Source organism: Stygiolobus azoricus, assembly GCF_009729035.1.
GTDB lineage: Archaea > Thermoproteota > Thermoprotei_A > Sulfolobales > Sulfolobaceae > Stygiolobus > Stygiolobus azoricus.
The window spans coordinates 1,502,721-1,521,665 of sequence record NZ_CP045483.1 but is presented as its reverse complement, the minus strand read 5'-3'; the positions used below and the strand labels follow the sequence as shown (position 1 = coordinate 1,521,665).

18 protein-coding genes and 1 pseudogene are annotated in these 18,945 nt (G+C 38.2%); 9 read left to right on the top strand and 10 right to left on the bottom strand.

Going from position 1 to position 18,945, the window contains the following annotated elements:
* The first annotated feature begins 1 nt into the window (after window position 1).
* Both D1868_RS08365 and D1868_RS08360 read left to right on the top strand, forming a co-directional pair.
* Window positions 2–1,132: a CBS domain-containing protein gene (locus D1868_RS08365; protein WP_156007361.1), complete on the top strand. Its 1,131-nt coding sequence runs from the start codon at window positions 2–4 to the stop codon at window positions 1,130–1,132.
* On the top strand, window positions 1,129–1,842 hold the full coding sequence (locus D1868_RS08360; protein WP_156007359.1) for a carbon-nitrogen hydrolase family protein: 714 nt from the start codon (window positions 1,129–1,131) through the stop codon (window positions 1,840–1,842). The genes D1868_RS08365 and D1868_RS08360 overlap by 4 nt, the downstream gene beginning before the upstream one ends.
* Before the next feature lie 103 nt (window positions 1,843–1,945).
* On the opposite strand, the gene D1868_RS08355 is transcribed toward D1868_RS08360, so the two are convergent.
* Window positions 1,946–2,446 (bottom strand): hypothetical protein, encoded by a 501-nt coding sequence (locus D1868_RS08355; RefSeq protein ID WP_156007357.1) that lies wholly within the window; start codon window positions 2,444–2,446, stop codon window positions 1,946–1,948.
* 237 nt (window positions 2,447–2,683) lie between these two features.
* Here D1868_RS08355 and D1868_RS08350 point away from each other — a divergent pair, with 237 nt between their 5' ends.
* Window positions 2,684–3,400, top strand: a complete 717-nt coding sequence (locus tag D1868_RS08350; protein ID WP_231112349.1) for a hypothetical protein — start codon at window positions 2,684–2,686, stop codon at window positions 3,398–3,400.
* On the opposite strand, the gene D1868_RS08345 is transcribed toward D1868_RS08350, so the two are convergent.
* Complete coding sequence (locus tag D1868_RS08345) at window positions 3,386–5,479, bottom strand: xanthine dehydrogenase family protein molybdopterin-binding subunit (protein ID WP_156007354.1); 2,094 nt, start codon at window positions 5,477–5,479, stop codon at window positions 3,386–3,388. The genes D1868_RS08350 and D1868_RS08345 overlap by 15 nt on opposite strands.
* 158 nt (window positions 5,480–5,637) lie before the next feature.
* Here D1868_RS08345 and D1868_RS08340 point away from each other — a divergent pair.
* Both D1868_RS08340 and D1868_RS08335 read left to right on the top strand, forming a co-directional pair.
* Window positions 5,638–7,521: pseudogene (locus tag D1868_RS08340) on the top strand (2-oxoacid:ferredoxin oxidoreductase subunit alpha).
* On the top strand, window positions 7,508–8,437 hold the full coding sequence (locus D1868_RS08335) for a 2-oxoacid:ferredoxin oxidoreductase subunit beta (protein WP_156007352.1): 930 nt from the start codon (window positions 7,508–7,510) through the stop codon (window positions 8,435–8,437). Before D1868_RS08340 ends, D1868_RS08335 begins: the two are co-directional and overlap by 14 nt.
* Here the strand turns inward: D1868_RS08335 and D1868_RS08330 are convergent.
* Both D1868_RS08330 and D1868_RS08325 read right to left on the bottom strand, forming a co-directional pair.
* A complete protein-coding gene (locus tag D1868_RS08330) occupies window positions 8,434–8,916 on the bottom strand; it encodes a hypothetical protein (protein WP_156007350.1) in 483 nt (160 codons plus the stop codon). The genes D1868_RS08335 and D1868_RS08330 overlap by 4 nt on opposite strands.
* Window positions 8,906–9,886, bottom strand: a complete 981-nt coding sequence (locus D1868_RS08325) for an FAD-binding oxidoreductase (RefSeq protein WP_156007348.1) — start codon at window positions 9,884–9,886, stop codon at window positions 8,906–8,908. The genes D1868_RS08330 and D1868_RS08325 overlap by 11 nt, the downstream gene beginning before the upstream one ends.
* Window positions 9,887–9,929: 43 nt before the next feature.
* On the opposite strand from D1868_RS08325, the gene D1868_RS08320 reads away from it, so the two are divergent.
* The 4 genes from D1868_RS08320 to D1868_RS08305 all read left to right on the top strand — a co-directional run bounded on the left by D1868_RS08320 (window position 9,930) and on the right by D1868_RS08305 (window position 13,442).
* Entirely contained in the window at window positions 9,930–11,306 is a 1,377-nt protein-coding gene (locus D1868_RS08320; RefSeq protein ID WP_156007346.1) for an FAD-binding oxidoreductase, read from the top strand.
* Window positions 11,297–12,262, top strand: coding sequence for a (Fe-S)-binding protein (locus tag D1868_RS08315; protein WP_156007344.1), 966 nt, complete (start codon window positions 11,297–11,299; stop codon window positions 12,260–12,262). The genes D1868_RS08320 and D1868_RS08315 overlap by 10 nt, the downstream gene beginning before the upstream one ends.
* A gap of 95 nt (window positions 12,263–12,357) precedes the next feature.
* Window positions 12,358–13,017 carry a ParA family protein gene (locus D1868_RS08310; RefSeq protein WP_156007995.1) on the top strand — a complete coding sequence of 220 codons (660 nt, stop codon included), beginning with the start codon at window positions 12,358–12,360 and terminating at the stop codon, window positions 13,015–13,017.
* Complete coding sequence (locus D1868_RS08305; protein WP_156007342.1) at window positions 13,017–13,442, top strand: hypothetical protein; 426 nt, start codon at window positions 13,017–13,019, stop codon at window positions 13,440–13,442. The genes D1868_RS08310 and D1868_RS08305 overlap by 1 nt, the downstream gene beginning before the upstream one ends.
* Window positions 13,443–13,490: 48 nt before the next feature.
* Here D1868_RS08305 and D1868_RS08300 read toward each other — a convergent pair whose 3' ends face one another.
* The 6 genes from D1868_RS08300 to D1868_RS08275 are packed head-to-tail and all read right to left on the bottom strand — an operon-like array spanning window position 13,491 to window position 18,930.
* The gene (locus tag D1868_RS08300) at window positions 13,491–13,895 is read right to left on the bottom strand and encodes a hypothetical protein (RefSeq protein WP_156007340.1); all 405 of its coding nucleotides are present in this window, start codon (window positions 13,893–13,895) and stop codon (window positions 13,491–13,493) included.
* Window positions 13,892–14,929, bottom strand: coding sequence for a glycosyltransferase family 2 protein (locus tag D1868_RS08295; RefSeq protein ID WP_156007338.1), 1,038 nt, complete (start codon window positions 14,927–14,929; stop codon window positions 13,892–13,894). The genes D1868_RS08300 and D1868_RS08295 overlap by 4 nt, the downstream gene beginning before the upstream one ends.
* Window positions 14,820–15,605 (bottom strand): endonuclease NucS, encoded by a 786-nt coding sequence (gene nucS / locus D1868_RS08290; protein WP_156007336.1) that lies wholly within the window; start codon window positions 15,603–15,605, stop codon window positions 14,820–14,822. Before nucS ends, D1868_RS08295 begins: the two co-directional genes overlap by 110 nt.
* 58 nt (window positions 15,606–15,663) lie before the next feature.
* The gene (locus D1868_RS08285; RefSeq protein ID WP_156007334.1) at window positions 15,664–16,269 is read right to left on the bottom strand and encodes a hypothetical protein; all 606 of its coding nucleotides are present in this window, start codon (window positions 16,267–16,269) and stop codon (window positions 15,664–15,666) included.
* A 47-nt stretch (window positions 16,270–16,316) separates the two neighbouring features.
* Window positions 16,317–17,018 (bottom strand): SDR family NAD(P)-dependent oxidoreductase, encoded by a 702-nt coding sequence (locus D1868_RS08280; protein WP_156007332.1) that lies wholly within the window; start codon window positions 17,016–17,018, stop codon window positions 16,317–16,319.
* Between the two features lie 13 nt (window positions 17,019–17,031).
* The gene (locus D1868_RS08275; RefSeq protein WP_156007330.1) at window positions 17,032–18,930 is read right to left on the bottom strand and encodes a thioredoxin domain-containing protein; all 1,899 of its coding nucleotides are present in this window, start codon (window positions 18,928–18,930) and stop codon (window positions 17,032–17,034) included.
* Between the last annotated feature and the right edge of the window lie 15 nt (window positions 18,931–18,945).

Below are 18,945 nucleotides of genomic sequence, written 5' to 3'. Positions count from 1 at the left end.
CATGATGAGTATAAAAGAATTAATCGAGGAATCAAAGGTAATAGCAACTTACAACGATAGGATAAGGGAAATAGTAAGCAAGATGAGGGAAAATAATCAGTGGGTAGTACCCGTAATTAAAGAAAAAGAAGTCGTGGGGATTTTAAGTTATAATGATCTGCTGAGAAAAAGGATCAGTCCCGAGTCTAAAGTAATAAACCTTATGAGCCCTTTGCTTTCGGTAAGCGAAAAAGACGATATTCAGAAAGTAGTGGCTAAGTTCTACACGGCTAAGGCTAGGGCTATTCCAGTTGTTGATGATAAGAAAAGATTAGTGGGTATAATCACTAGGGAGAGATTACTTTCATATTTCTTAAGTAGTGGTGAATTTGCAAAAGCAAAGGTTAGGGAATACATGAACTCACCAGTTATAACTGTTAATGCTGAAGATTCGGTAGCAAGAGCTAGATGGCTCATGAGTAATAACAACATAACGAAGTTACCAATAATGGAAGAAAAGAAAGTTTCTGGAATCATCTCTGCTAGGGATATTGTAGATAGGCTTTATAGTAGTGGGGGTAAGAAAAAATCCTCAATCCTTACAGAGGAAGAGAGGTTGATGTCATTACCCGTAAAGGAGATAATGAATTATCCAGTTATAACCGCAAAAGGTGACGATAGTGTAGAAAAGGCTGTAGAGACAATGTTGTCTAAGAAGATATCTGGAACGCCGGTCTTAGAGGGGGAATATTTAGTAGGTATGTTTAGTGGTATTGACGCAATAACCATCATCGCTAAAAAGTATCAGATGGAAATACCTATTGAGGCAAGATTGACAAGTGAATTAAAACAAGGGAATATGAAAGCTCTCATAGATGGTATATTAGAGAGGTACCTTTCGAGATTAGAGAAACTTACGGACATTATAAACTTTAAAGTGACGTTTAAAGAGGAGTCCAAGAGCGAGGGTAAGAAGCTATATCAAGTAACAGCCAGAGCTGTAACAAAAGTAGGCGACTTCGTAACTAAGGACAGTGATTGGGATCCAGTAACTGCCGTAAGAAAAGCAGTTGAAAGGTTAGAAGAAAGAGTACAGAAGGAATTAAGAAAAATGGAGACCACTAGAAGGAAACAAAAGGCAGAGGAGAGTTGAAATTTGCAATAGTTCAGCCTACTAGCACTTTCTCAGCAGTACAACTTACTGAGGAAGCACTGAAGGCGGGAGCGGAAATAGTGTTGTTACCTGAGAAATGGACTAAGCACTTAGACGATGTACCTTTAGTGGATTTCCAACGCCTTGCTAAAAAGTACACCTCTTATGTAATACCTGGAGCCGTAGAAGACGGTGTCTCAGTTGTTTCACCGGTCATAGACCCGAACGGGGAAGTAAAAGGAATAGCTAAAAAGATACACCTTTATGAAGACGAAAAAAACAGACTTTTTCCTGGGTCTTCAACAATTATATTTACATATAGGAGTGTAAAAATAGGTATAGTCATATGCTACGATGTTGACTTTCCTGAGGTAATAAGGCAGATGTTCGTAAAGGGTGTTGAAGTAGTACTAATTCCATCGAAGATTCCTCAGGATGGATTGGAACTTTGGAGGGATTATCTGAGAGTTAGGGTACTCGAAAATAGGTTAGCAATTGTCAACGCCAACGCTTTACAGTTGCCAGAATACCCAGGTAAAAGTGTAGTATATGTTCCCGTGAAAAAGGGTAAATATGTATACGCTGAAAAAGTTGTAGAGATGGGATCTTCTGAAAACTTCTTGGTAGTTGATATAAACCCGCTTCATTATATGGATTTAAGAGTAAATAGACTAAAGGAGTACTCCAATTTTGAAATAAACGAAATTTGAATTTCTAGAGAAATAATCATTAAAAATAAATTAAAAAATTATTAAGGATTTAATTGATTTACCAACTATTTTCAGTGGAGGTGTCTAAAGAGTTATCAGTTGATTACGAATTGTCCTCTGAATTCTCGTGGTCTCCATAAGGATGAATTATTAATAGGGGCTCGTTATTTACACTCAAGTCTCCATGTGGGTTATCGCTCACTTTGTAATGTATCGTTATTACTACATTATACTTACCGGTAGTTAAGTTGAGTTCCTGTTCGTCATGATCTAAAGTTAAAGTTAATGTAGTTTTTCCGATGGATATCGTTACGTTGAAAGAAGAGAACACTTTAGACAGTTTTTCTGTGTGTAATAGTTTTATTTCATAAGTTCCATTAGATGAGATTACAAGAGTAGCATTTGCAGATACTGTTCCCGTTTCACCGGCTGTTATATTGCCTAGATTTATGTATGCAGGAATTATTTCAGTACTATTATTATTAGTTTGTATTACATTATACGATATATATCCTAGCGGTCCGTAGCCATGCATTCCAGCTATCATTACACCAGTCGCTGCGACACTTGACACTATTAGTAGCAAGAGGGGTAGTGATTTCATTTTTGGTCACAAATTACTTCGTGTTTCACCCTTATTAGGGTTTCATAGGTTAAAAAGTGTTTCATAGTGTTTCAGATACAGAAATAATATATTTTTCCACTATGAGAGTTTGGTGTGAAATCATTAAGTGTTTTAAGCTCAAAAAATGAAATTAAAAATTTAGTTGAGAAAACTATTGAATTTTCAAATAAATTAGATTTACAGCCAATTATTACATTTTATCTTGAGGATAAATTGTTGCGAAATTTAATCAAAAAATTAGATAATAAACTCGGTAAATTATTTCAGGAAAATAAATTCAATAGGGAAAGGTTTATTCAAGACGCAGTTAAAACTCTAGTTGAAGAAGACCAAAAGCTAGCAAGTGTAAAAGATAAAATCATAAACAAAAAATATATTCAATACATTTATTATGCAGTCCCAATAGATAATGTTGAAGTCACAATCGTTAGGAATAATTGGGTTCCACCTAGAGCTATAATCCTCAGAGGTAAAGTTAGATTCACCTTTATGCCCCATACTACCTTTAGTGAACTTGAACAGAAAATAAACACTCAGAACGAGGACGACATAATAGTTGAGTTCGAAAATGGAGTAGTGATTAATTATGAAAGGAAGAGAAACATATTTACTGATTTTCGTAATACTTCTGAAGTTCTTCAGTCTAAGGAGCAAGTGATTGTGACTCTAGCCCCAACCTTAGATACATATCTCCTCGCAGCAGTAATTGCAAACAACGTATATCCGTGGATTAATAGAGTGAGAATTACACGTAATGGAGAAAACCTAGAATATGAAATCATATCAGGAAAGGCAAGTAAGGAAGAGGTGATTAATGGGGATACGATCGATCCTCTGAGTAAGGCTGAACTATTCTACGATTACAAGGCTGGTAAAAAACTTGAAATAGAATCTATAATAAACGGTATCATTTACAAATTACCCGGTATATAGAATTTCCTTATCAATAGGTACACTTCTTATTTTCTTGCCTGTTAGGTCTTCAACTGCACTCGTAATTGCAGCAGCTGCTACTCCCACTGGGATCTCTCCTACACCTTTTGCACCTAACGGAGTATAAGGTGATGGTGTTGGAACTATATTAATCTCAAATTCTGGCAAATCTAACGCTGACGGAAGCCCGTAATCTATTAATGAAGTAGTGAGTAATTCACCTTGTTTTCCGTACTTGTATGCCTCATATAACGCAAGCGAAACCCCAATAGCAGAACCTCCTATTACTTGCTCTTTAACTAACTCTTCGTCAATAGGAGTACCCGGATCTATATACACTACTAGCTTTACTGGTTTAATGAGTCCAGTTTCTCTATCCACTTTAACAACAGCTATATCACATGCAAAAGGATAAGCCGTAAATCTGTACTTCCCTTGGTGATTAAATGTGTATGTTACTTCTGTGCCCTCAAACTTAGAAATGTGGAACTTATCTCCGTTTTTAGCAATGAAGTAACCATTAGAGAACTCGACTTCTTCTCCGTACTCCCTCCTTATCCTTTGGGAGATAACCTTTACCAGCTCTTCAACAGCGCCTTTTATTGCACCTGCCATAAAGACTGCCATTCTGCTTCCTCCGGGGCCAAATGAAGGGGGAGAGGAGTCACTGTCAATTGTTTCCACTGTAACTAGTTCTTCTGGTATACCTAAAAACTGTGAGACTAGCTTTACAGCCGTATGTTCGTTCCCTTGTCCTTCCGGACTGTAACCGACTTTTACAACTACTTTACCGTTTCTGACCTCTATCTTAACACCTTCTGTTCCTGATGGAGTGCTGGGATCGGTAGAACAAGCCAACCCAATACCGTAACCCTTCTCTCTTAAGTTCCATAAGTCAGTTCTTTCGAGGGCTAAAGATAGCAGTCTATTCGGATCTCCTGAGTCATATAAGGTATAAGGAGCCTCATATGGGAAATTGTCTATGAAGTTCTTCTTTCTGATCTCGCTCTTGCTTATTCCAAGCTCTTCCGCTAATGTGTCCATTATTCTTTCTAAAGCCCAAGTGTGGGGTGGAGTTCCAGCTCCTCTAAATGCTCCCGGCGGATTTTTGTTAGTTGCTATAAGTTTAGCAGTGTATCTGATGTTTCTTATTTTGTAAGGCCCAGCTAAAATACCAGAAGGCTTGAAAGCTTGTCCGTTGTATAAGCTAGCCCCTATGTCTTCAAATACGGTAAAGTCTAATCCCGTTATTAACCCGTTCTCTTTGTAGTATACTTTTATTTTGAAAGTCCTTTCTGGTCCTGAACTGTTAGATGCCTTTAAGTGCTCACTCCTGGTCTCTATCCATTTTATAGGTACGTTAAATTTAGCCGAAGCCTGAACAAGTACTGAAATGTAAGGTGCTAATGAAAACTTTGAGCCAAAACTACCACCTGCTCTGACCGGGATTAGTTTAACTTTTCTTCCGCTAATTTTGCTAATCTCTTCGGCCAAAAATTTTGGAGCTTGAGCATTAGAGTAAACTGTTCCGTCAGGATACACTATTGCACCAAAGGTCTCTATAGGGTTTCCCGAAGATCTAGACCAATAAAGGTCTAAATCTAACTCCTTGTCACCAAAAGGAATAGTACCATATTCTAAAGTCTTTTCGTATACCACGTTAGTCTTTAACTCCTCGAAAACCAGTACTTCGTTCTTTAATGCTTCCTCTACACTAGAAACCGGTTGTAAAACTTCATAGTCAATACTAACCAGCTCTGCAAGGTCTTGTGCTTTATAAGGATCTTCAGCTATGACAAGTGCTATAGGCTCCCCTTCATATCTTACTTTTTTGAAAGCCAAGGGTAGAGTCAAGAGTGCAGTGCCTTCATTCTCTTCTTTTTCGCCTTTATTAAAATAGAGATCTTTTGCAGTAAATACGAGCCCTCCTTTCCTTACCACTTCCTCAGCATCTATCTTGAGAATTCGGGCATGGGGATATGGACTCCTTACGAAAACACCGAAATAACCTTTATACGGTATATCGTCTACGTAATTTCCTTTTCCTATAAGCAAATCTAATACATCGTTTCGTCTCATGTGTAAGTAATCGTGCTAATGTATTTAAAGCATTCTTTTAACTGATCTATTCCTCATGAGATAAATGGAATTATTTAAAGAATTTTTATTTTTCAACAATTGTTTAATTTGATTTACAAAATTATTTATATTCTGGAACATCGAGACTATAAGATGATATGAGATTAACATGGATGATTGGAGGAGCACAAGGTACTGGAATTGATACGTCGGCTACTGTTTTCGGTAATGCCATAGCCTCAGCTGGGTATTATGTATTCGGAAACAGATAGTATTATTCTAATATAAAAGGTAGGCATAGTTACTTTACGCTAACGATTTCAGATAAGAGGGTAAAGAGCAATACACAAAAGGTAGATATCCTTGTATCCTTTGACGCGGAAACAATATTTCACCACTTTACAGACGTTACATCTTATTTAATATACAATAAGTCTGTAGAAAATGTCAAGTTAGATTCTATTCAGTCAATGGAGGAAGAAACTAAGGAGAGAATAAAAAGGTCTCTTCGCATAGACTCTCAAGAAGTGACAGTATATTCAGCTCTTAAGGTAGCTCAAGAAAAAGGAGTTAAGTTAATTCCTGTGAACTATGAAGAGATAACTAAGAAAATTGTCGACGAATTCAAGCTTCCCTTATCCGTTGTAGAGAGGGTCAAAAACACTATAGGAATAGCTGTTTCTTACAAACTCTTGGGATTAGAGAAAGAGTTTCTAATCAAAGCAAGTGATAGAACGTTTAAGCAGGATCTTTATAGGAAATTAAACGCAAGAGCTATAGAGGAAGGTTCTTCGCTAACAGACTCGGTCTATAACCTTAGAACGTTGAAGACCAATAGTGAAAGATATTGGTTGGATGGGAACACAGCGGTGGCAATAGGAAAAATATACGGCGGTCTCAGGTTCCAGTCATATTATCCTATTACTCCTGCCTCGGATGAAAGCACGTTTATAGAAGCTCATCAAGAGGTTCTGATGATAGATCCAAAGACTGGCGATAAAATTAAAGGTACTGTAGTAGTTGTTCAGGCTGAAGACGAAATATCTGCAGTTAACATGGCAATAGGAGCCGCATTAGCAGGTGTAAGATCAGCAACTGCAACGTCTGGACCGGGATTCTCATTAATGGTTGAGGGTTTGGGATGGGCAGGAATGAATGAAGTGCCCGTTGTTATCACCTATTATATAAGAGGTGGCCCCTCTACTGGATTGCCTACAAGGACAGGTCAATCGGATCTCCTATTCCCAATGTTTGCGGGACACGGTGAATTCCCAAAAATAATAATAGCTTCTGGAGACCACGCAGAAGCGTTTAGGGACGCGGTATGGGCTTTAAATCTGGCAGAAAGGTATCAAACGCCTGTTATACACCTTGTAGAGAAAACTCTAGCTAACTCCTATTCTACAATACCTAGGGAGGAACTTAAGTTAGAAGAGTTAAAAGCAGATAGGGGTAAGATAGTATATAAAGCAGACCTCACATATCGTAGGTTTATGTTGACATCTGATGGAATATCAGCGAGAGCGCCTTTAGGAGGAGCTCTCATGTATTATACAGGGGGACGAACATAACGAGATGGGTCACATATCTGAAGACCCTGAGAACAGAACATTGATGTATGAGAAAAGGATGAAAAAACTCGAGACAGCAGACCGTGAAATTTCGGAAGAGTCTAGAGTCAAGATATTCGGAGATACCGATTCCAAGAACGTCGTAGTTACATGGGGATTTGCGGTTCAGTCCTTGAAGACATAATCAACGAGGGTGGTATTGACGTTCTAGTGTTACAACTCAGAATGTTCTCTCCTTTCCTTACAAAGCTTGTATCAAATATACTCAGTGGTAAGGAAAAAATAATTGCTGTTGAAGGAAATTATTTAGCTCAAGCCTCAAAACTTGTAACGATGTTTACTGGAATTAAGCCTACTAATTATATTTTGAAGTGGAATGGAAGGCCGTTCCTAAAGGACGAGTTAGAGAGTGCGCTAAGGCAAACTATTAAAGAGGACGTTAAAAAGGTGGTTTTAAATGGAGGCGCTTAAACAGTTCAAACCTGAGTGGAGTGACTGGTGTCCAGGTTGCGGTAATTTTGGCATACTTAATGCTGAACAGCAGGCAATAATGGAGCTAGGACTAAATTTAGAAAGGGTCGTAATCGTATCTGGAATCGGATGTTCTGGTAAACTACCGCACTTCATGAGGGTACCAATCTCTGGAGTCCATACTCTACACGGTAGAGCAATAGCATTTGCAACTGGAATCAAGCTTGCTAATCCCTCACTGGAAGTAATAGTGAATGGTGGAGACGGGGACTTACTGGGAATAGGAGTCGGTCATTTCGTTTCAGTAGGAAGAAGAAATATCGATATTACGGTAATAATTCACGATAACGGCGTTTATGGTCTCACTAAAGGGCAAGCCTCTCCTACACTTCTGAGAGGAATAAAGACTAAGTCATTACCTAAGCCTAATATTAACGATGCGATTAACCCTCTATTTTTGGCATTATCCTCTGGATATACATTCGTGGCTAGGGGATATGCCTACGATGTTAAACATCTCAAAGAATTGATAAAGATGGCTATAAAGCACAAGGGTTTAGCAGTAATAGATGTACTTCAACCTTGTCCAACATATAATGATATAAACACTAAGGAATGGTACGATAAAAGGATCTATAAACTTGAGGAACAGCCTGACTGGGATCCAGTAGTGAGGAATGAGAACGAGGTCAAGGATAAGCTAAAGAAAGCAATAGAGAAGAGTCTAGAGTGGGGAGACAGGATACCCATTGGAGTATTCTATAAGAATGAAACAATCCCATCTTTTGAGGAAAGAATTAGCCAAGCTGCACCTTCTTACTATCAATATTACCCCTCCTCTCAACCAATTGAGATAGAAGGTAAATTAAATACCCTTATAGACGAGATCCTGAAAGAGAAGAAAGTAGAGAATTAGATCTCAAGTTTACCGTTTTTTAAATAGATTTTTTTGAAGGTAGGTGGCAAGTTGGTTAAGTCTTTCTGTGAGGCGATCATGACACAGCACCAGTCCTTATAATCCCATGGATCTTGATCTCTAAGGAAAAACGACTTTAACCTATCTGGAACGGAGCTTTCCAGCACTTTATAGTCTTGAAAGGTTGAGTAAACAGCGTAAATGTTATCAGCTTGTATTTCTTTATCTAATACTCTCCATACTACCGGTCTTGCCTTGACTTTCTCCCAAGGTTCAACTACTTCTCCGACCTTAAACCCTGCTGGAGCTGTGCCTACTACTTCTAATATTTCTTTCATTTCAACTTTTCCTTCATTATCAATAATTACAAGCGTATCGCCTTTCGGATAATAGAAGTAGTACTTGTTAGATGCAAAACCTAGTAGGACTACAAAAATCTTCTCGCCGTTATAATTTAAGAAGTACTCTTCAACAGTCAAAAGCTATACCCGAACATAAAACGTGATTTGGATCTAATGAATTTTTCAGTAACCTTAGAGAGGTATAGGAATAACCCAAACAATCCTCACTATCTCTACACCCCTTTTCGATCACTACAGTGTAATCCTCGCTGCGTAATGAAAGAGCTTTTTCGTCACACGTTCTAACATATCCACTTCCGTAAAACGCTATCCCAGAGGAGAATTTTTTTAAAAGTTGTAATTCTTCACCTCTGGCTGTAACTACCCCGTAGATCCTTTCGCATTTCATATCCGTTGGTAAAATGCCTTCTATTACTTCTGAGTTTTTCGAGATCTTTTCAATATAACTTGAAAATCCTGCAAAAATTGCATAGGTGGAGATCTTTGAAGAATCTAGAAACGATATTATTCCCCATGGGTTTTCTCGTATAATATCTTCAGGTCTGTCGACTTTTACTGATATTATTTTCTCGGGTTTAGGTAAAACTTTGATATAAAGTTCTAGGTAAATACCCAAGGTTCCTAATGCTCCCGAGAGAGCTTTCCAAATCTTGTAACCACTAGAGAACTTTGTAGTCTTTCCTCCGCTCTTTATTAATTTTCCGTCACCTGTGACTATTTTCGCCCCTAATATTAAGTCTCTAGGATAAGGGTACCATAGGGAGAACGGCGAGGGTAAATTAGTTGATATCAGACCACCGATAGTACCTTCGTAAAATGCAGGAAAGAACAAGTTGTTATTGGACAGATGTTCTTGAAGGTCATTGAACCTAACCCCGCTTTGAACAGACACGTATAGGTCAGAAGTAGAACTTTCTAAGATCTTGTCTAACCTTATAGTGGATATACAAATTTCGAATGGTTTTTCGACTACGTGATGAGTTTCCAGTCCCAGAATGTGAACTTTCTTACCGCTATCATTAGCGTTTCTTACGATTTCTAAGATCTCTTCATAACTTGTAGGTTCAAACAATTCTTTACATTCCATGATTGTGTATAAACATTTTAAACCATAATAACAATTTAAGCTTGTGCAATTAATTGAGGAGCTAAAGCAGATCGTAGGAGAGGAGTGGGTGATTTCTTCTGATGAAAAAAGGCTATACGGTTTTGATGGTCTATCCGCTGTTAAGGGAGAACCAGAACTTGTTATTCTACCGGGAAGCGAAGATGAGGTCGTTAAGGTAATAAGGTTGTTAATTTCACGGAGAAAGAAAGTGATAGTCAGAGGTTCAGGTACCAGTCTTAGTGGAGCTACAGTTCCGCTTAATGGCGATGAAGTAGTTGTAGGCTTAAGCAGGATTAACAAAGTATACAGTATAGAAGGCTTAGAAATAGAAGTAGGTCCGGGTATAGTTAACGCCATGGTTACTAAAAACGCTCCTCCTCACTTATTTTACGCACCAGATCCTGCAAGTTACCAAGTTTCAAGCATCGGGGGTAACATATCGCATGACTCGGGAGGTATTCATGTTGTTAAGTACGGCCCTACTTACAACAGTGTAATAAGATTAAAGGTAATTTTGCCGAATGGTGAGGTTGAGGAATTTAAGCCTTCACCGTTTCTCAACCCGAGTAGTATATTTATAGGAGCAGAGGGTACGCTCGGAGCTATACTTAGAGCTAGACTTAGATTATTCGTGCGACCTAAGGAGAGAAAAACTGTAATAGCTTCATTTAACTCATTAAGGGATGCTGCGAATGCGATAGTGGAGATATTCAGAAGCGGTGTAATACCTTCAGCCTTAGAGATGATGGACAGATACTCGATTATAGCTATAGAAAAGAGCAGATATAAGGCAGGTTTGCCAGAGAGCGAAGCACTGCTATTAATAGAGCTTGACGGTTCGCAAGTAGCCGAGGAAGAGAGTAGAGTGAAATATGTGATAAGTAATAATAGAGGAGAAATAATAAACACTAAGGACGAGTCGAAGTATTGGAATGCAAGGAAAGGTGCTTTTCCTGCTATGGGAACTATATCCCCCGCATATATAACTCTGGACTGTAACGTGCTAAGAAGTAACTTAGCTGAAACATTAGAAAAAATAAGGGAGATATCCAAGAAATATAATGTTTATATTGCTAACGTGTTTCATGCAGGGGACGGTAATCTACACCCTCTAATTTCCTATAATCCGGAAGACTTCGATAGCTTTTATAGGGCAGTCAAAGCGAGCGATGAAATAGAAAAGCTAGTGTTAAATAACGGTGGTGTACCTTCAGGTGAACACGGAATAGGGATCGAGAAGGTAAAGTATCTCGAAGTATATTACGACGAGATAAGCTTGGATGTAATGAAGAGGTTGAAAATGACGTTCGATCCGGAAGGTTTGTTCAATCCTTGTAAGATGTTCGGTAATTGTAAAGTAAGTTCAAGAGAGTTAAAGGTGTTATGGGAATGGGATTAAAAGAAGAACTTTCTAAATGTGTGCACTGTGGGTTCTGTCTAGAGGCTTGTCCTACTTACGTAATAACTAGGTCAGAAACTCATTCACCACGCGGTAGGATTACAGCCGTGAAATTAGGTATTGACAGTGTAGGTCTCAACACTTGTATGTTCTGCAGGAGATGCGAGCTTGCATGCCCTAGCGGGGTGAAATACTCAGATATAATAACTTCAGTTCGTAAACCCAACGCAATAGAGAAAGTTTTGGTAAGAATGCTAGAGAGACCAGAGACACTCACTCCATTTATAAAACCCGTATTGAGGTTGAACGGCTCTACCCCGTTAAGTCATGAGGAAGAGGATTATGATCTGGTATTGTTCCCGGGATGTATAATGTCCGTAATCTTTAGGAGTACTGTGGAGAATGCGTTGAGGTTTTTGAAGAGTCGTGGGTATAGAGTGAAGATTCTGAACGGATGTTGTGGCCTGGCTCACACTCATGTAGGAGAGACTAGGAGAGCTGAAGAGCTAATAAGTAAACTGAAGGAAATTAAGAAGCCTATAGTTTCTCTGTCGTCTAATTGTTCTGCTCATATGAAAGAGAAGGGTTTGAACGTGTATGACTTCTCGGAGTTTTTAGTCAAGTTCATTAAGGAATTACCTAAAAAGGATATGGAAGTCACTTTACACCAACCCTGCCACGCTCATTTATTAGGGATCGATAAGTATGACAGACAAGTTTTAGAAATGATGGGGATTAGGATTAGGGAAGCTGAGGAACCGTCTTTTGAATGTGGTGCTGGAGGTGATTACTTTATCTTCAATAAGGATATGGCTAGTCAAGTTATGCAAATTAAGAAAGAGAAGACTCTGAAGAGCGGAGCGAATATAGTAGTCTCTACAAATCCTTCTTGTTCTATTGCTTTCATTAAAATGGGCTTAAACCCAACACATATTGCTGATTTAATTTTTAAATAGCGAGTCTTTTTGCTTCACTCTTCTCTTACCCTTTTAGACTAAGAAGTATTATGAGAAGAATCAGAATTAAAGACTACGAAGATAAGAGTCTAGACATGATAATAACAGTCATTAACCAAAAGGGTGGGGTTGGTAAGACCACTACCTCCGTAAATCTCGCTTATACTTTGGCTAAAACCAAAAATACAGCGTTAATAGATTTGGATCCTGAGGGAGGGGCCACTGTATCCTTTGGAATAAAAAGGGAAAAGAAAGATTATCCCCTAGGAGGTAAAAGCGTAAATATTTTTAACGTCGAGATGTTCCCTGCCCATATTGGGCTATTAAAGGTAGAACTCAACGGAGATATTGAGTCTACCGTCTCTACTCTACGTAAGATAGCCGAATCTTTTGACTACCTAGTTATAGATACGCCTCCAAACTTAGGTACGTTGTCAGTATCAGCTATGATGGCGGCAGATAAGATCGTTACGCCGATAACCCCCCAGCCATTAGTGCTCGAGGCGGCAAAAAATCTTGACTCTAGACTCGTAAGTCTTAACAAAAAAGCCTTCGCTGTAACTAACATGAGTAAGAAGGCTGTAAATGTTGATTATTCTGCAGTGAAGAGTATAGATATTGCAATACCTCAATCTAAACTATTCTCTGAAGCCACTAGACTCGGTGTTCCGGCAATTAGGTATGAAGAGTTCAGAGTCAAGAAACCTAAGTTAGGAAGCCTTTACGAAAAGTTAGCTAAGATGGTGATCGAGTGATGAGTGAGTTAGATCTCATTATAAAAAGGAAAAAAAGTGACATTGGGAGCAATGAGGTAAAAAAAGAAAATTCAGAAACCGAAGTTAAACAAGTTGTTGAGACAAAAGATGTAAGTAAAATAGAAGGGAACTCTACACAAGAATTAAATAGTTCCAACAAGGAAGATAAGTCTCCAGATGTAAAATTCGATAAGGATAAATCGCTTGAAATAAAGGAGAAAATGAGAGAGTTCATTCAAAAGGATCCTAAGATCGGTGTATGGAGCTACCAAGCATTTTTAGTGCTTCAGTACCTCTATCACACGGTACCTAGCTTTAAAATGAGCAAAGTAGCTAAAGAAGCCCTAGAGAAAGGTCTAAGTGAAATGTATCCTGAACTATTTAAAATAGCAACGGAATTAGCTAAAGAAGAAAAGAAAATTTAAAGGTATTTCGTGCCTCAACACTCATTCATAACTTAAGATTGTTAGATCTTATGTCTTTTTCACAAACTTAACGTAAACCAGACCTAATGCAGAGATTATGAAAAGTAGTAATCCAACTCCTAATATGACGAAATCCACCTCTAATAATACAGAAGTATGAATTAGTAATACTGTAAATGATGTTGTATGTGTATTAGTTATTGTAGCTTGTGATACGCTATAAATATTGTCTACTTGATTGTTGTTTTGAACCTTACCTATTTCTTGAAGGCTAGCAGGAGCTAGAGCAGGAGGCTGTCCTTGGACTAACATATCAGCACTCGTCACTACTATTGAGGAGTTAGGAGGTACTGTAATTTTTTCTTCATAATGATAAATAAGATAGTCACCAACTCCGATACTAATTATCAGCAAGAGAATTGATATCAGTAATATAATTTTCCACTTAATCACAATTTGTAAACTTTGCCTCGCCAAAATATATTCTTTTCCTTGTAAGCTAATACTGCTACTGCCAAAGTGAAGAAAATTGCTGGGACTGACATAATTGACGGTATAATAGAATTAGTGATACCTATCGTAAAACTTCCTCTTATTAAATTCTTTATTATCCATATCAACATTGGTGTAAGGAAAAAATCGTTATTGGTTAGAAAGAACAAGAAGATAAAAAGTGAGAAGAAGAAAGCTACTATTAAGAACCCTTTGTATCCTTTGTTAGAATACATTCTGACCGTTAGTATCTGTCTTTTGGCCCATCTGAGTAAGTCTTTTTCATCGAAAACGTTTAAAGGCATAGCATTAAATACGAAACCTATTTTGCCTCTTTCCTTTGCTAACCTAGATAGGGTACAATCGTCGCACCACTGTGTCTTAAGGTCTTCCATAACATCATTGTTAAAGAAATCCCTTCTGAAAGCCATAGAACCTCCCCAAAGAAAAGTTCCACCAATCGCTTGTGACTCAAAACCGAAAGTCCAAAATCCTGCCCTTATTAGGTTTTTTATACTGAGTCTATATGGCTTAGGCCATGAGAAAACTGTAGTAGCAACGTAGTTTGATAAGGGTGAAACCAGATCTTTTAACCAGTTTTTAGGATAATACGTATCCGAGTCTGCAAAGACGATTATATCTCCTTTAGCGTATTTTAAACCGGTCAGTTGTGCCCTAATTTTACCACTGCAATGGGAACAAGTTTCCTCGGAAACTACAATCTTAACGTTATATTTCTTCAATACGTCTACAATCGGGTCTCTTAGCTCATCCACAACATAAATAACCTCATAATCCTCATAATCCTGACTAAGTAAGGACTTAATATTATTATCAGCGTTTATATCAACACCTCTTACGGGAACTATTACCGAGACTTTTCCTTTAAAGTCCCCTCTGACCGATCTCTTGAGCTTGATTTCCTTTACTATTTGATAAAGTAACAGTATGTCTGCCATTATTGGTAAAGTCAATAATACTACGTAGATCAACATATTCTAATACAAGACGTCTAAGTAAGTTTAAAGCGTTTTCACTAATTCCTGGAGCTACAAGAATTCCCCTTACTAATTGACCTCTTTCTCGAAAATACATCACATATCGATAAAGCTGTGACACAGCTTGTAGAGTTGCCTTAGCACGTTTAAATTCTAGTACAACATAATTGCCTTTATTATCTTTACCCAACAAGTCTATCTTACCGTAAGGTGTACTATATTCTCTTTGTAAAGGTTTAAATCCCTCCTCAATTAGCTCAGGTTTTGAAATTACCAAGTCCACTTCGTCTTTTTCACTTCCCACCAGCATGAAGTCCCCTTCTTCTACTACAGAAGAGGTTATAAAGAATACTCTAGACACTAGAATCTCGAGTTTTTCCTTCGGTCTCTTCCTTATAGCCTTAATTTTGAAGACTTCGCTTTCTATACTTACCTCTATTCTCGAGCCAGGTGGCTGCCAATTAATTGGTTCTCTTTTAGTACTCTCGTGAACAATAACGCTTCCATCAGCCTTAACTATAATAAGCCTTCTCGATGAGGAAGCTTTGGAAAAAGCTCTACCCTCATATAATATTTCGCATTCTGCTAGAATCGTAATTAGTGACTTGCTAAGATTTCTCTCAATAAAATACTTTGTCTCCTCAAAATTAGGATTTAGTAATACCTCATACACAGTATTACCAAACTTAAAATGATATTTAAATAGTTACTGAAGAGTGAAGAGTCTCTAATTATACTCTGCACATCTTTTTCAGATAGTCTATTATCTCCTTAACTTCAAAAATAGTAGGGTGTAGAGACGAGAGTACAGAGAGAACCTTTAGTGACTCTTCACTCCACGTTTCGCAGTCTTCAGCATACTCAAGAGTCACGTTAGATTTCTCCTTTAACTTGAGCTTGGTACATCCTTTATTAGTTCTTATAGACAGTTTAAGGATTCTTTGAGGTACTACATCACCTGGCATGTTTAAGTTCCTGTCAAAGAAGATCTTGTTAAGTTCTATTTCCAGCTCTGAAACCTCAAAGTCCAAATAGCTAGTAGGTTTAATAGCAGTAGGTTTTTCCACTAAGTCTTCTACATAACGTTTGATTAGAGATACTGGTAAGTCGAACTCTATGGAAGCTTTAGTTAAACCATCTATGATAATTTCTCTTATGTTCTTTAGCTCTGCCTTAATGGACTCTTCAGCCTCGTTCCCTTTTTTAACTATCAAATTGTGAGGGTCGAAGAATCTACCGTTTTCAAAACTGACTCTAGAGCTACTAGTTTGGAGTTTTATTATTTTGGTATTATTCCTGAGGGAAGTCTCTAGATTTATTAGCTTATAGTTGTACATGAATTCAACTGAACTCTCCGAGCAACGAAATGTGAAGCTAACCTCGCTCATGTTCTCAACCTAGCCCCTCCATCTACGGGTATAACTACACCATTTATCCATTCTGCCTCATCAGTTAATAACCATACTACAACTTTCGCAAAGTCTTCTGGCGGAGCCTTAAAGTCTCCCAATTTTCTCATCTTCTTCCAATCCCTACCTGGGACAAATTCCCCATCTATTACACTTGGTGCAATACCCACAACTCTTATTCCTTGGTCTATTAACTCGGAGGCTAAAGTCTCTACTGCCTTTGCTATTCCAGCTTTTGCTATACTGTAAGATAGTTGGAAAGGTAGAGGAGTATATATTCCTCTTATTGCTGAAATTAATACTATCGTAGATCCTTTCCTTAGTCTAGAGAGGGAACTCTTCACTACGTATAGAGGGACTTTAATGTGATTAGTCAACATTTCGTCTAACCCCTTGAGGTCATCTATTTTGTCTTCTACGTAACCGCCCACTGTTATCACCAGATCAGTGAAGTCTCCCGCTTTGTTTATGACCTCTTCAGCTTTTTGCGGAGTCGATACGTCTCCCACAAAATATTTGCAGTTTCGTATATTTTCGCATATCTCTTTGAGCTTCTTTTCATTCCTTGAATTTATTATAACCTCAGCTCCTTCAATTGAGGAAAAATAGGCTATAGCGTACCCTAGTCCTTTACTTGTCCCTACAACAAAAACTTTCTTTCCTTCCAGCCTTCCCATTATAAAACTATAGTTAACCGTTTAATTTAAGTAATAATTTAATTTTTTCAGGCGATGTTATAGGCATACTACACGAAGTCCCCTTACATACGTAAGCCCTACTTGTTCCTTGGTTAAACTTTATCATCGCTTTGATAAATGATGGAAGGAAGTCTGCGTTATCGGGGCTAACTTTCTCAACCATTTTCATGGGGTGATAAGCGAGTAGTGCGGTTTTATGAAGTTCATCAGCCTTTCCGTCTTTTTCATCTATAATTACTATATGAGCCGTTCCTTTAACTAATGACGCAGTAACGTGAGTTATCCCTGCAACGAATAATGGGCTTGGAGCGAAAGGAACCTTTACGTTCGCTATCTCTCCTTTCATGACGCTGGTCTTCAAAAGTCCTTTAAGTGTCAGTGAGGCTACTGACTCATTTGGAGAGTCAATAGGATAACTGTAGTCTAGACTCCTTAGTTTTTCTTCTAACGCGAATATTAGATCCTTGTACTTTACGTTTCCTGTTACTTCATACGCTGAAATTAGTGCCAACAAGGCTGTGGCATAGTCCTCTGGAAGTCCGTCTTTTCCTCCTCCTATTCTTCTAGTTATTTTAGGAGAGAATTTATCTATTACTCTCAACGCTTCGTTTAATCCTTTGCCAGTTATTACGCTCGACTCTAAAAGTGCTTGTGCGACACGGGCATTAGGATAAGTGTAAACGTTATCGTCTCTGAAAGGTGGTTTCCTATTCTTCATTCTATACTCTAGAAGTTTCATCCTAATCTCGCTAAGTTTGCCCAAAGTGTTGTTGACGAATTTTGATAGATCCTTAACGTGCATTATCCTCCTCAATACTTTCTTTCCTTCAACCTCTTCACCTCTATCGACGTTAAAAACCTTTATCCATAATCTGTAGTCTTCACCTTGTAATGCCTCTTTAAATTCATCTTCCGTCCACGTATAATAATACCCTTCTTTTCCCTCAGAATCCGCGTCTAAGCTATTAGCAAATCCTTCACCGATAAACAACTCTCTTAATATAAACTGCGAAGTCAAGTTTAAAGCGTCTAAGATTTCTGGGTCTTGAGTTAATTGGTAAGCATGTGTGTAGTCTAATAATAACTCAGCATTGTCTATTAGTAGCTTTTCGAAATGAGGTACATACCATTCATCATCTACAGTATATCTGTGAAATCCTCCTCCTACCTGATCAAAGATCCCTCCATAGTACATCTTCTTTAAAGTGTAAGTTGAAAGTTTCAGCTCGGTATCATCCTTTGTGTAGTAGGAATATGCCATTAGTAGCTCGTCTATTGTTGGGTGCGGGAACTTCATTGTTCCTTGAAGACCACCATGATCAAAGTCGTAGTTAGAGACTATTGCTGATACGACTTCCTCTACCTTATCCCAATCGGGGTTGTCTACTGAATACTCTATATTCTTCAAAGAAGAGTGAAGGGTCGAAGATACTTGTAGTATTTTATCTCTTTCTTCCCTCCAGATTCTATTGAGTTCTTGTAAAAGCCTTTTGAAACCTATTCTCCCATAAGCGTCCTCAGGAGGGAAATAAGTTCCCCCGTAAAAGACTTTACCGTCAGGAGTCATAAAAACAGTTAAGGGCCAGCCAGATTCTCCAGTCAGTGAACTTACGGCGAGCTGAAGCTGTTTATCTAAGTCTGGCATCTCGTCCCTATCCACTTTTATAGCGACGTAGTGCTTGTTGATCAGTTCTATCACTTCTCTGTCTTTATATGTAGTTTCGTCCATTACGTGGCACCAATGGCACCATGAAGCGCCTACGTCTACTAAGATTGGTTTATCCTCTTCCCTAGCCTTTTTAAAGGCCTCAACACTCCACGGATACCAATCTATTTCACTATCGGCTGATAGTCTAAGAAATGCACTTTCAGCGTCTTTTAATCTATTCATACAGTATTTTGCGTA

Coding starts and splice junctions, on each gene's coding strand:
- D1868_RS08335 (WP_156007352.1), top strand. CDS start 7,508: ATGGAGGCGCTTAAACAGTTCAAACCTGAGTGGAGTGACTGGTGTCCA.
- D1868_RS08355 (WP_156007357.1), bottom strand. CDS start 2,446: ATGAAATCACTACCCCTCTTGCTACTAATAGTGTCAAGTGTCGCAGCG.
- D1868_RS08275 (WP_156007330.1), bottom strand. CDS start 18,930: ATGAATAGATTAAAAGACGCTGAAAGTGCATTTCTTAGACTATCAGCC.
- D1868_RS08310 (WP_156007995.1), top strand. CDS start 12,358: ATGATAATAACAGTCATTAACCAAAAGGGTGGGGTTGGTAAGACCACT.
- D1868_RS08295 (WP_156007338.1), bottom strand. CDS start 14,929: ATGTTGATCTACGTAGTATTATTGACTTTACCAATAATGGCAGACATA.
- D1868_RS08315 (WP_156007344.1), top strand. CDS start 11,297: ATGGGATTAAAAGAAGAACTTTCTAAATGTGTGCACTGTGGGTTCTGT.
- D1868_RS08305 (WP_156007342.1), top strand. CDS start 13,017: ATGAGTGAGTTAGATCTCATTATAAAAAGGAAAAAAAGTGACATTGGG.
- D1868_RS08325 (WP_156007348.1), bottom strand. CDS start 9,886: ATGGAATGTAAAGAATTGTTTGAACCTACAAGTTATGAAGAGATCTTA.
- D1868_RS08280 (WP_156007332.1), bottom strand. CDS start 17,018: ATGGGAAGGCTGGAAGGAAAGAAAGTTTTTGTTGTAGGGACAAGTAAA.
- D1868_RS08345 (WP_156007354.1), bottom strand. CDS start 5,479: ATGAGACGAAACGATGTATTAGATTTGCTTATAGGAAAAGGAAATTAC.
- D1868_RS08285 (WP_156007334.1), bottom strand. CDS start 16,269: ATGTACAACTATAAGCTAATAAATCTAGAGACTTCCCTCAGGAATAAT.
- D1868_RS08365 (WP_156007361.1), top strand. CDS start 2: ATGATGAGTATAAAAGAATTAATCGAGGAATCAAAGGTAATAGCAACT.